Here is a 12,846-nt window from a genome sequence, read left to right as displayed (position 1 = left end):
AATAAATATGTCGTGTTTTTCTATTATTCGTTGATTAATGTTAACCAGCCATTTTCATCTTCTGTTTGGCCTTTCACTAAATCAAAATACGCTTGTTGTAATTGCTCGGTGATTTCACCGCGCTTACCTGTACCGATTTCAATTTGGTCTACGCTACGCACTGGTGTTACTTCTGCTGCTGTGCCTGTCATAAAGAACTCATCTGCAAGGTAAAGCGCTTCACGCGAGATTGATTCTTCACGTACTTCAAAGCCCGCTTTTTTCGCAAGATACATCATGGTATCGCGTGTTAAACCCGGCAGAATTGCAGCGGTTGTTGGTGGCGTATAAATCACCCCGTTTTTAACAATAAATAGGTTTTCGCCTGCACCTTCACTAAGGTAACCATTTACATCAAGTGCGATACCTTCAACGTAGCCGTTACGTTTTGCTTCACCTGAAATTAGCTGCGATGACAAATAGTTACCACCAGCTTTTGCTGCTGTTGGCATGGTATTCGGTGCTAAACGGTTCCATGATGAAACACACGCATCAACGCCCGCTTCTAATGCGCCGTCACCTAAATACGTACCCCATTCCATTGCAGCAACGGCAACGTCTGCTTTATGAGATTTAGGATTTACGCCTAATCCCACATTACCTAAAAACGCAAACGGACGTAGGTAAGCATTTTTTAAACCGTTTTCACGTACCGCTGCTTTACACGCTTCATTAATTTCATCAGCTGTGTAAGGGATTTGCATACGGTAAATTTTTGCTGAATCAAATAAACGCTTGGTGTGATCTTGCAAACGGAAAATGGCTGGACCATTTGGCGTTTCGTATGCGCGTACACCTTCAAATACTGAGCTACCATAATGCAGTGCATGACTAAGTACGTGAGTAGTTGCTTGTTCTTGTGGAATAATTTTGCCGTTGAACCAAATTAAATCTGACATTCTGTAAAACCTTAAAAAATAATAATTAGCTAGTTGCTGCTATCGATTGTTGTTCAAGTATTTCAACTTGGTTTACTTCAACTAACTTTTTTAATTGTTGTGTTAATAAATAAATAGGTCGGTCACTGTCTACCATCATATTTACAATATACTTTTCTTCGCTAGTCTCAATGTTCATTGAGGTTAAATTAAACCCGCGGTGGCGTGTTACACGTAAAAACCGCTCTAATGCGATACTTTGTTGTTTCACTTCGATTGATAAGTTGTGCTTCATTTTGCCACCTCAGTTAGCATTTGATCATTTGCGGCGCCTGGCGGAACTAATGGCCAAACATTTTCTTTATCATCTATACACGCGTGAAGAATATAAGGGCCTTCACTCGCCACTAATTTATCTATCGCCTCATCAACTTGGTTTGCATGGGTGATGGTTTCACCCGGAATACCAAAAACAGCGGCTAATTGTACAAAGTCAGGATTATCTGAAAGATTTGTTTCACTGTAGCGACCATCAAAGAAAAGTTGCTGCCACTGTCTAACCATACCTAAACGCTGGTTATCTAAAATAAGTAGTTTAACGGGTAAGTTGTTACGACGAATTGTGGCTAGCTCTTGAATGTTCATCATGATTGAACCATCGCCAGAAACGGTTAATACAAAGTCGTTAGGACGAGCGATTTGCGCACCGATTGCGGCGGGTAAACCAAATCCCATAGTGCCTGCACCACCACTGCTTAAATGATTACTTGGATGTGAAAACGTCATGTGTTGCGCAACCCACATTTGGTGCTGACCAACATCGCAGCACACCACCCCATTATTTGGCATTAAACGGCTTAAGCGGTTTAATAAATAAGGGGCATATACTTTTTCACCAGGGTAGTCATAGCGCCATGCATATTGCTGTTGCATGTGACTGATATGCGCCAACCATTCTGGATTACTTTTGTGTGTCGCTAAATGTGGTAATGAATCTTTTAGATCAGCAACCAGTGAGGCATTAACTGGTTTACGCTTACCGACCTCAGCAGCATCAACATCTAAATGGATAACCTTAGCTTTACTGGCAAATTTAGCAAGGTTGCCTGTTACACGGTCGTCAAAACGAGCACCAATACACACTAGCAAATCGCATTCTTGCACTGCTAAGTTAGCCGCTTGACCACCGTGCATGCCCAGCATTCCGAGGTTATAGGCATAATCAGGTGTCACAGACCCAAGCGCTTTTAATGTGCTTACAGCAGGCATATTAGTCGCTTTTAAGAATTGCATAAGCTCATCTTGTGCATCTGCCATTTGTACACCGCCACCCACATACGCCAGTGGTTTTTTCGCTTGGCTTAGTAGTTCATTAGCTTTGGCTAGTTCCAATTGGCTCAATTCAGGTTTGTAGTCGTCTGCCGCAAGCCAAGGATGATAATTAACAGCGCCCATTTGGATATCTTTTGGAATATCAACAAGCACGGGGCCTGGTCGGCCTGATTGCGCTAAATGCATCGCTTCTTGTAAAACCTCGGCTAAATCTTCAGCTCGTTCTACCATGTAGCTGTGTTTAGTACAGCTCAGTGACATACCTAACACATCAACTTCTTGAAAAGCATCTGAGCCAATCGCAGCGGTAGGTACTTGGCCGGTAATTGCAAGCAGTGGTACAGAATCCATCATGGCATCGGCAAGTGCAGTGATAAGGTTTGTCGCGCCAGGGCCTGAAGTTGCAAAACAAACACCCAGTTTGCCTGTGCTTCTTGCGTAACCAACAGCGGCAAAACCAGCGCCTTGTTCATGACGGGTTAGATAGTGAGTAACAGGCGAGCCATACAGCGCATCGTAAATTGGCATAATCGCACCACCAGGGTATCCAAATACCTCTTTCACGCCATGTTTGGCTAATAAATCGATTGTTAACTCTGCACCTGTCATTTTCTCTACCCTGTGATGTTTACTACTTGCTCATTTTCTTACTGCCAAAAAAAAAGCCCCCGGACTTTTCAGTTCGGGGGCTCTCTCAATGCTTAACTTTTGCTACAGCACTACGAAGCCCCCGCGGTAATAATAATCACCACGTTAATAATTAGGACTAGTACGTTTACTGTTTTAAACATGTGTGTAAGCAACCATAAATTCTTTACAAAAATAGCCAAGCGTTCGTCTGCTTGGCTTCTTTTTTATTAGTATCGTTTATGAGCAAAAAAGTCAATCAAGAAATCTATGCATTTTTAAATCAATAGAATTAACTTAAAACCAAGATAAGCATAAAAAAACACATAAAAAGAATAAAAAATCCATTTTATACAATTTTAAAGATTATGTATGCTAAGACTAGAGCTTATTTGAATATCGCTTTATTTTTAAAAGTCTTATAACTTTTTTGTTAATAATTAGGCAAAGACTAATATTGCACTATCAAGTACACTGATACGCAAAATTAATTATTAACGCAAGGATCTGCAATGCGACTTTTCTTAATTACGCGAATACTGCTACTACCCATTTTGTTACTCGGTTTAGCTCAACCAGTATTTGCAAACAGCAATATCAACCCAAGCCTTTGGCAAATTGAAAAAAATGGCGTGACATCTTATTTACTAGGAACCGTTCACCTGGGTGATCAACAAATGGCGGGATTACCTAGCTACGTAAAAAGCGCGATTGAAAAAACCGATAAACTGGTTGTTGAGGTTGATCTATCTAAGGTAAACCCAATAGAACAGCAGCAAGTAATGATGAACTATATGCTGCTTCCTGCAGGTAAGACGTTACAATCAGAATTATCCGCTAAAAATTACAAAGCGCTAAGCAATTATATGGCGAAATTAGGCCTAGGTATGGAGCTATTTCAGCAGATGCAGCCCTTTGCTGTAATGCTACAGATCACCTTAATGGAATATCAAAAAGCAGGTTACCAAGATTCCTTTGGTATCGACAAGCAAGTAATGAATGTCGCGCAACGTTTACAAATTCCGATTATGCAACTAGAAACGCTAGAGCAACAAATGGGCATGTTTAAAGGATTTAGCAAACATAACAACAAAATGATTGAAGACGGTTTAAAAGAACTGGCTGATATGGATAAGTACTTTAATCGTCTGATTGGTAACTGGAAACGAGGCAACGATGGCGCACTTGAAAGCTACTACCGCGAAACCTTTACGGGTGACAGCTACAGCGCGCTAACCGAAAAAGTACTGCTTACTGATCGCAATAACAACTGGGTAGATCAGTTAAAGGCTCCTCTAACCAAACAACCACATTTTATTGCTGTTGGCGCACTTCATTTATACGGCCCACAAGGTTTATTAAAGCTTCTTGAAAAGGAAGGATTTAAACTTTCGAAAAAAAATAAATAATTTTTTAAACCTTTTTAATTGATGTCTGCGTCTAACTAAATAACAAACAGTTAAAACTGATTAAGCGCAGTCATCAAAAGGAATAATCATCATGAAAAAATTAGCGTTAGCCATGACATTAATCGCCGCAAGTATCTCAACTAATCTTTATGCTGGTGATGAAAAACGTATTACTGAAACTCTTACATTAAACCAAGGCCAAAATCTTGAAATTGATTTCCCTGTGGGCAGCATCGAAATTATCACAGTAGATAGCAACGAGCTGAGCATTGAAATTGAAATTGAGGGCAAAGACGAAGGCTGGTTTTCAAAGAATCGTGATGTATCAAATGTAGAGCTAAGTAAACGCGTTCGTGATAACCGTATTTCACTGGAAATTGACGAAGAAAACTTAAGTCAAGAGTGGGTTGTAAAAGTGCCAAGGCATGCAGCGATCGACATTGAAATTGGCGTTGGCAGCATTGATGTAGAAAAACTTGAAAACTCACTTGAAGCAGAAGTAGGTGTTGGTTCAATTCGTGTCGACACAGTACTTGATGACTTTAAGCGCATCGAACTATCAACAGGCGTTGGCGATACTAGCATTAAAGGCTTTAGTGGCGACTTAGAAAGCACACGTAATATTGTTAGCTCTGAAACACGTTACTCTGGCGCAGGCGAGCACAGCATTGAAGCCGAAGTAGGTGTGGGTGATATCAAAGTGCGTAAATAAAATACGCAGCAAGTAATTAAAAAAGGCGCGTTAAGCGCCTTTTTTATTATTTAGATTTTTTGTTCGCCGTGAACATCGGCCAATGTAAACTTGGCATTGGTATCGCCAAACACATACACAGAACAGCTTCCCCAAGACTCAGGAATTTGCCATTTATTGCCTGATTCAACCAAAAATTGTGAGTGATGATTATCACAACGCACTTCAAGGTTAGTTAAATTGCCATCCACATTATCAATGATAAAAGCGCTGCGTTCGAGCTGGTAGCTCCAAAAGTCACGCTTACCAATTTCGGCATCAATCACTAATGGCTTATCACTGGCTAAATAAGCGGTTATTTGATCGTAGTAAGGAATTAATTTCGCTACATTCGGGTTGTCAGAATAATGCGTTTGCAAGTTTTCAAATATTGATTTTGCATCACCATAAAGCTGCAATTCAACCGCAAGGCTAAACGCACGTGTAGCAAAGGCACTGTACTGCTCTTCTTTTTGCAACTCGCTATACCCTAATACATTCTTAATCGCGTTAAGTTCGGCTTCGTTATCTTTTGATTGTTCTGCAATCAATGAGTTAAGAATTGCATAATACATATCTTCATAGGCATTCCAGCGCCCTTTTTCTTCAATTTTTTTAGCAATTTCTTTTGCATCTTCTAGTTTATTTTCTTCAAGATAACTATTTGCTAAACGGTATTGCCTAAAGAACCACTTTGACGCACCTTTGGGGATGTTGCTTAATTTAAAGTCCAACTGTACTTGATTTCGACATTGCTGAATTGGCTTACCATCTTTAGTGGCTGGTGAGTATTTCCACTTTTTGATTGAGCGCAGTGCATACTTTTCAAATGCCTCATTAGAGGAGTCTTCAACAATAATATTAGATGTTGAACCGTCTGGTTCGACTACAAAACTTAGTTGCACCCAACCTTCTTTACCGTTACGCGCAGCATTAATTGGATATTTAGGCGGCACACGTTCAATTGCCTCAGCATTGACAATGGTATTTAAGTGAAGCTGTTCGGTTTTGTTTGCTAAATCAGATGTATCAGCTGCACTCAAGGCACTTGCAGACAGCGTTATAAGCGGTAATAGAATCATTATCTAAGTCCTTTTATATTCGTGGCGTTCACCAACTCTTTACGTCTATGTTCAAATATTGCGCTGAGAAAATGACATACTAATAAGGCGGAATTTATCTGATAGTGCTATGTCACATCGATAATTTGGGCCTAGTTAGTATGGCTTTTAGCGCACTAGAATAATAACAATTACAGTGAGTTGGAGTTACTCTTCATTGAAGTAGATTACAATACTGCCGCCACTAAGTACACTACCCTCGTTGTAATGCAAGCCAATGCCGATATTATCAAACCAAGATGTCCACGGCCGAGTGTCAATTAATAAGCCGCCACCGTACTCATAATAATGGCCTGTGCTAAAGGCGCTACGTGCGTCTCCACCCAAATCAACACGCTGAAATTTAAGATAGATTGACTCTGTATGTTTTAATTTTTGGTCGAGCTTAATGGTTGCCCTAACGCTATTCGCAAAATACCAACCTGATGGGGTTGAATCACGTGTTGCATCATCACCACCAAACCCTTTACCAAAGAAGTGGTTATAGCTCGACTTAACTAACCAATGACCCCAACGACTGGCTTTTCTGCGACTGAGAGTTAACCCCATATCGGTTAACACTGAGTTTGCAGTTGTATTAAAATAAATACCTTCCACTTCTGCTTTAGCCGCGCGGCTTTCAGGGCTGTTGTAGTCATGAATATTGTCGTAGTGCATCACATGCGCACCAATTGAGCCTTCTAACAACCAATTATCGTAACGATACAGCGCTGTTTCATAATCGGCATAAGCGGTGAAGATTTGATCATGGCTATCGTCGGGAATGGTCACATCATCCAGCAATATTTCTTGCGATTGTGAAATATAAGAAAAGTGCGTGTTTATGCGTGAATCTTCGTCTAACGTGTAGGTATAAGGCAGTGCAAATACTTGTAGCTGAGTTCTTAAATCAACACTTTTATCGCCCGCATCATCACCGAGTTGCTCTAAAATATTAACCGGGTCAAAGTTACCAAAGCCAAAGCGCACTACGTCAGAGTCACTTAATACTACCGAGGACGCAAACGATTCCTCATAGGCTTTTTTCACCGATGCATCGCATGGCAAGGTTATAAAAACGCACAACAGAAATACTAACTTTCTCACAACTAACGATTTTTACTTAATTTCAACGGCAATAGCCGCTAGTTATATCATTAAACATCATGCGATTGCAGTGCTCTAAAATAAATTTTATTGACATTTAGACGTCCAAAATGTTTCAATTGCCGCTCAATCACCCTATTTTACGTTAGTGGCTATTTAAAATAGCGGCTAGCTTAGGGCTGGAAGAGGTGCGTTATTCAGGTAGTTCAGTTGAGGGGAGCAAACTCCAAAGACACTGAATGAGGGGAATTAACGCCGAGAGATAAGCTTTTTTGCTGATAACTTATCTCGGGCGCTTGGGCTGAATCCCGGCGACTGTCACCAATTACTTGTATTAAGTAAATATGTTTGGTGGAGAGCTTCTGGTCTTAGAAAAATAAGGCCATTCGCCTTATCTATTTTTTAAGTCCATTGCTCTTCGAATTTTTAGTTGTTCGAAGCTGGACTAAGCCTTTCTCTTATCCCTTCTTCGAACACATATTAAGTTCGCTAGAGATGAAATCACAATTTAATTTGACGCAGTACCCGCTGTGGACTGCATTAGTCACCCCCTTCACTGAGACGGGTGAAGTTGACTATGACAATCTTGCGCAATTAGTAGCAGATCAACAAGATGCCAACAATGGCATTTTATTACTCGGCAGCACAGGTGAAGGTTTAGCATTAACCATCGCAGAGCAGCAGCAAATCGTGCGTTTTGTCTGTGACTTATCGCCGACTGTACCCTTGATGGTTGCCGTAGGCGGGGTTAACTTACCGCAACAACTTGAATGGTTAGAGTTCTGTAACCAACAACCGATTGACGCACTATTACTAGGCTCACCACTTTACGCTAAACCCGGCATTAAAGGCCAAATTCAGTGGTTTGATGCTTTACTCAGTGCCACAGAACTTCCTTGCATGTTGTATAACGTGCCAGGACGCAGCGCCGTGGCACTTGCACCTGAACTGTTATCCGCATTAAGTCATCACACTAATTTATGGGCTTTAAAAGAGGCCAGTGGTGACATTAGTAAATTTGAAGTATTTAGAAGCAGCAATCCTAATGTAGCTATTTACAGTGGCGATGATGCCTTAATGCCATATTTTGCCCAAGCTGGCGCAAAAGGTTTAGTATCGGTTGCTGCTAACGCATGGCCTAAACAAACCGCAGAGTTTGTTCGCAGATCGCTTTTAGGCACACCAAACCTGTTTACTACTTGGAGCGACGCGGTAAATAGCTTATTTGAAGTAGCTAACCCTGTGCCGGTAAAAGTGCTAATGCACCAACAAGGCAAGCTCAACACCCCTAATTTACGTCCACCGCTTACCCATCATGAGCTGGAATCACCTGCAGCAATTCTCGCTGCTAATCAAACAATTTTATCTTGGAATTAAGAGAGAAGTACTATGAACTGGCAAGAACTATTAAAAAACCTAGAAAACGGCACCTTACGCGCAGCAAACCAAGATGAAAATGGTAACTGGCACGCGAACGTTGAAGTTAAAAAAGGCATTTTAGATGTTTTCAAAAATGGTACTAACACTGAGTTTCCAGGTGGTTTTGTAGATAAAGATAACCTTGCTGTACGCGGCTTTTCTGCACAAGAAGGTGTACGCATGGTGCCAGGTGGTACGAGTGTTCGCCCAGGTGCCTATGTTGCAAGCGGCACAGTGATTATGCCACCAGCCTATGTGAATATTGGCGCTTACATCGATACCGGCACTATGGTTGATAGCCATGCATTAGTAGGCTCATGCGCTCAAATTGGTAAAAACGTACATTTAAGTGCTGCAGTGCAAATTGGCGGTGTATTAGAGCCTGTTGGCGCAAGCCCTGTAGTAATTGAAGATGATGCATTTATCGGCGCAGGTTGTGTCATCGTTGAAGGCGTTGTAGTTAAAAAAGGTGCGGTACTAGCACCAGGCGTGCGTCTTTCTGCGACTATTCCTGTTTATGACTGTGTAAATGAGCGCGTTTTAGAAAAAGGCGAACCAATTCCAGAAAATGCGATTGTTATTCCAGGTTCACGCCCTTCATCAAGTGAATGGGGCCGCGAGCAAGGCTTAAGCATGTCATGTGCGCTTATCGTTAAATATCGTGATGAACAAAGCGATGCATCATTAGAACTGGAAGAGGCTTTACGTTAATGAGCTTTTTGAGCACACCACAACGTCAATTACTTGCAGAGCTTTGCCAACAAACAGATCTGCCATTTTATCTATACGATTTAGATAAGCTAGAAGCACATTTAACGCAGCTTACATCACAAAATGTGGTGAAACTGTGGTACGCAGTAAAAGCAAACCCGCTTTCAGCGATCATCCAAACGTTAGATAAATGTGGCTTTGACTTTGATGTAGCAAGTAGCGGTGAACTAAATCAAGTTTTAGCCCAAGGCATAGACGCAAAACGTGTGCTCAACACTGGACCTGCAAAATCGAAAAAGCAGATCCGGCATTTTCTCGATAAAGGTGTTCGCACCTTTGTCGCTGAAAGTCACAACCAAGTGGCTTGGTTAAACCAAGCTGCAAGTGAACATAACCTAACCCTGCGCATTTTATTGCGAGTGCAATTGCGCTGGCCAGACAGTGAAAAAAACCCTCTTGGTGGCGATAGCTTAACACCGTTTGGCCTTGGCTGTGACGACTGGGCCACATTGAGTATTGCCGATTACCCAGCGCTCGACTTTGCTGGTTTACATATTTTTCAGTGGGGCAATATGCTCAGCACAGAGAAGCTAGCTGAGCTTTGGCGTGCCATGATTGCACCTTTACAAAGTTTAAGTAAGCAACTCGGATTTGATCTACGTATTTTAGATTTGGGCGGCGGCCTAGGTATTCCTTATTGCGCATCAAGTACAGAGCTTGTCTGGCAAGAATTAGTAGATGCACTGGCAACAATAAAGCACGCTGTAGGTTGCGAAGAGCTTTGGATGGAACTCGGCCGTTATGCGGTTGGCGAAGTGGGTTTTTATGCCAATCCTGTCGTTGAACAAAAGCAAAACTACGGTGCTAATCAACTTATTGTTGCTGGCGGCATTAACCACATTTTACGCCCTGCGGTTACCAATCAGGCATTCCCTGCTGAGTTATTGCGTGAAACAGACAGCAAAACTAAACCCTATCTAGTGCACGGACCGCTTTGTACAGCACTAGATAGCTTAGGCGAATTTGAATTAGCCAACGATATTAACGACACTGACTGGCTTATTTTTGCTCAATGTGGCGCGTATGGCTTTACTGAAAGTATGCCGTACTTTTTATGCCATGAATTACCCGCAGAATTTATCGTAAAAAACGGCGTCGTAACATGTGTCAGACAAAGCGAAAGCGCTGATTATTACTTGAGGTAACTATGAACCTAATCACCCAAGAAAACATTCAAGTTGGTGAAATTGCCAACGGCTTACCGCTGACTATTCCGGTTTATCGCCTCAAAGGAAACGGCACAGGACCAAATGTGTATATTCAAGCCAATATGCACGGTGCAGAAGTACAAGGCAACGCGGTAATATATCAGTTACTTGAAAAACTGAAGCGCGAGACGTTGGCATCAAACATTACCCTAGTGCCTTATGCAAACCCAATTGGTTGCAACCAAAAATCTGGAGAGTTTACCCTAGGACGATTTGACCCAATTACGGGTACCAACTGGAACCGTATGTATCAAAACCACTCGGCTTTGGTCGATGGCTTTGTTGCGGAATATCAGGAAGCTGATATCGCAACAATTAAAAGTGCGTTTAAATCGCGTTTAATAAATGCAACAACCGATATTTTAGAAGGGCCTAGTTACGCACTCAATACGGGTAAGCGAATTGCTTTAAACTTACAAAAATTAGCGCATCAGGCAGACATTGTGCTCGACCTACACACAGGGCCAATCTCAGCTAAGCATTTATATTGCCCTGAATATGCCAAAGACAGCGCCCGTTATTTTGATATTGAGCATGTGTTACTTATTCCAAATGAATTTGACGGCGCAATGGATGAAGCGAATTTTTGTCCATGGTGGCAACTAAGCCAAGCCTATAAAAAAGCAGGTCGCGACATTCCCGTTTTAGTGGAAGCCTTTACCGTTGAGCTCGGTTCACAAGAAAAGATTGACCTGACAGAGGCCGCTAACGATGCAAACAGCATACTAAGTTATTTAACGTATAAAGAAGCATTGCAAGATTCTCATTACCAGCCACAAGCCATTACCCGCTACGCCTGTTATTTAGATGATTATCTTGCGTATTACGCGCCAATGGGTGGCATGGTTGAATACACAGCAGCGCTCGGTAGCCACGTAAGAGCAGGCGATACCATTGCCAAAATTTTACGTATGGAACGCTATTTGTCTGAGCAGCCATTAAATGAAATTACCTTAGAGCAAGATGGCATAGCAATTTTGCACTTTGCATCAGCTAGCGTAAATCAAGGCACTGAGCTTTATAAATTTTTTACAAACTACTTTGAATTGTAACAGTTGCGTGAGAAGTCCCCATTGGGGCACAAGGCGGCAAATATGCCGCCTTTTTTATGTTTCTAAAATGGTTATAATAAAAGCTCACTCATTTTAGGGATATAATTAATGCGCCTTTTAGCTTCTAGCTTAATACTCTCACTGGCCAGCTCACTTGCATTTGCAAACGAGGACCCCTCTGAAAAAGAACTCGCCAAGCAATGCATTCTTAACGAACTTGCTGCAGGCGATGATTCGCAAACACTTGCCGAAGTTAAGAAAAAGTGTTTGAAAATAACAGATATGGATGACATGTCGGCAATTGATAAACGCGTTATCCGAGAAAAAGTTACCACCAACAATCCCAATGTAATTACGCCACATAATCGCAACTATATTCTACCTGTGACTTACATGGATCGCCCCAAGAACACGCCTGCAGAAAGCGATCCTAACTTAAAAGGTGCGCCTTTAGATGAGTTAGAAGCTAAGTTTCAGCTGTCGTTAAAAGTGCCGCTATACCAAGTTAAGTCTGATATCGACCAAGCATTTTATTTTGGTTTTACCATGCAGTCGTATTGGCAACTCTACAATAATGATATTTCATCGCCATTTCGTGAAACCAACTATCAACCTGAAGTATTTTGGATGAATTTACTGGACGATGAAAATCGTTTATGGGGTGACGAAATGGGCATAGTACTTGGTTTTGAACACCAATCAAATGGCCGAAATATTCCACTTTCACGTTCATGGAATCGAATTTATGCGAACCTATTTTGGGAGCAAGATGGCTTTGTGTTTAGCTTTAGGCCTTGGTACCGCATCCCTGAAGAAGAAAGACGCAACGAAGATGACCCAACTGGTGATGACAACCCAGATATTGATGACTACATGGGACACTTTGAATTTGCAACGATTTATCGCTACGAAGAACATGAATTTACCGTAATGTTACGCAACAACTTAAAGTCAGATAACAAAGGTGCAGTACAGCTTGATTGGTCATTCCCTGCGTGGGGTCGTTTACGAGGTTACGCGCAATATTACAATGGTTATGGCGAAAGTTTAATTGATTACAACCAACACATTGAACGCTTTGGTGTAGGTATTTTATTAACTGACTTTTTATAATTTCATACCAATTCTGTTAAGTATGTGATCAGGGATAGCGCTGGATAAATGAAATGCTAAC

The 12,846-nt window shown here is 41.5% G+C and carries 12 protein-coding genes and 1 riboswitch; of the genes, 7 read left to right on the top strand and 5 right to left on the bottom strand.

The window, feature by feature from the left end:
* Positions 1-23: 23 nt before the first annotated feature.
* The 3 genes from C2M30_RS21280 to ilvG are packed head-to-tail and all read right to left on the bottom strand — an operon-like array spanning position 24 to position 2,858.
* Entirely contained in the window at positions 24-938 is a 915-nt protein-coding gene (locus tag C2M30_RS21280) for a branched-chain amino acid transaminase (protein WP_010561633.1), read from the bottom strand.
* Between the two features lie 25 nt (positions 939-963).
* Entirely contained in the window at positions 964-1,212 is a 249-nt protein-coding gene (ilvM, locus tag C2M30_RS21275) for an acetolactate synthase 2 small subunit (RefSeq protein ID WP_010561632.1), read from the bottom strand.
* Positions 1,209-2,858: an acetolactate synthase 2 catalytic subunit gene (gene ilvG / locus C2M30_RS21270; RefSeq protein WP_105173229.1), complete on the bottom strand. Its 1,650-nt coding sequence runs from the start codon at positions 2,856-2,858 to the stop codon at positions 1,209-1,211. Before ilvG ends, ilvM begins: the two co-directional genes overlap by 4 nt.
* A gap of 530 nt (positions 2,859-3,388) precedes the next feature.
* Here ilvG and C2M30_RS21265 point away from each other — a divergent pair.
* Together C2M30_RS21265 and C2M30_RS21260 are read left to right on the top strand one after the other, a co-directional pair.
* The gene (locus C2M30_RS21265) at positions 3,389-4,285 is read left to right on the top strand and encodes a TraB/GumN family protein (protein ID WP_105173228.1); all 897 of its coding nucleotides are present in this window, start codon (positions 3,389-3,391) and stop codon (positions 4,283-4,285) included.
* A 91-nt stretch (positions 4,286-4,376) separates the two neighbouring features.
* Positions 4,377-4,997: a hypothetical protein gene (locus C2M30_RS21260; protein ID WP_105173227.1), complete on the top strand. Its 621-nt coding sequence runs from the start codon at positions 4,377-4,379 to the stop codon at positions 4,995-4,997.
* 50 nt (positions 4,998-5,047) lie between these two features.
* Here the strand turns inward: C2M30_RS21260 and C2M30_RS21255 are convergent, their stop codons facing one another.
* Positions 5,048-6,097, bottom strand: a complete 1,050-nt coding sequence (locus C2M30_RS21255) for an energy transducer TonB (RefSeq protein WP_105173226.1) — start codon at positions 6,095-6,097, stop codon at positions 5,048-5,050.
* 186 nt (positions 6,098-6,283) lie between these two features.
* A complete protein-coding gene (locus C2M30_RS21250; protein WP_082428454.1) occupies positions 6,284-7,222 on the bottom strand; it encodes a Solitary outer membrane autotransporter beta-barrel domain in 939 nt (312 codons plus the stop codon).
* Positions 7,223-7,397: 175 nt separating this feature from the next.
* A riboswitch (Lysine riboswitch) is annotated at positions 7,398-7,592 on the top strand.
* A gap of 125 nt (positions 7,593-7,717) precedes the next feature.
* On the opposite strand from C2M30_RS21250, the gene dapA reads away from it, so the two are divergent.
* The 5 genes from dapA (at position 7,718) to C2M30_RS21225 (ending at position 12,785) form a co-directional block, all read left to right on the top strand.
* The gene (dapA, locus tag C2M30_RS21245) at positions 7,718-8,599 is read left to right on the top strand and encodes a 4-hydroxy-tetrahydrodipicolinate synthase (protein ID WP_100914243.1); all 882 of its coding nucleotides are present in this window, start codon (positions 7,718-7,720) and stop codon (positions 8,597-8,599) included.
* 12 nt (positions 8,600-8,611) lie between these two features.
* On the top strand, positions 8,612-9,352 hold the full coding sequence (locus C2M30_RS21240; protein WP_010561625.1) for a 2,3,4,5-tetrahydropyridine-2,6-dicarboxylate N-succinyltransferase: 741 nt from the start codon (positions 8,612-8,614) through the stop codon (positions 9,350-9,352).
* Positions 9,352-10,557 (top strand): PLP-dependent decarboxylase, encoded by a 1,206-nt coding sequence (locus C2M30_RS21235; RefSeq protein ID WP_105173225.1) that lies wholly within the window; start codon positions 9,352-9,354, stop codon positions 10,555-10,557. Before C2M30_RS21240 ends, C2M30_RS21235 begins: the two co-directional genes overlap by 1 nt.
* 2 nt (positions 10,558-10,559) lie before the next feature.
* Positions 10,560-11,672 (top strand): succinylglutamate desuccinylase/aspartoacylase family protein, encoded by a 1,113-nt coding sequence (locus tag C2M30_RS21230; protein WP_105173224.1) that lies wholly within the window; start codon positions 10,560-10,562, stop codon positions 11,670-11,672.
* A 108-nt stretch (positions 11,673-11,780) separates the two neighbouring features.
* A complete protein-coding gene (locus C2M30_RS21225; protein ID WP_105173223.1) occupies positions 11,781-12,785 on the top strand; it encodes a phospholipase A in 1,005 nt (334 codons plus the stop codon).
* Positions 12,786-12,846: the final 61 nt, after the last annotated feature.

It is taken from the genome of Pseudoalteromonas sp. T1lg24, assembly GCF_002964745.1.
GTDB classification, from domain to species: domain Bacteria; phylum Pseudomonadota; class Gammaproteobacteria; order Enterobacterales; family Alteromonadaceae; genus Pseudoalteromonas; species Pseudoalteromonas spongiae.
Note: the sequence above shows the minus strand (reverse complement) of the source record. Positions and strands in the feature narration are given on the sequence as shown.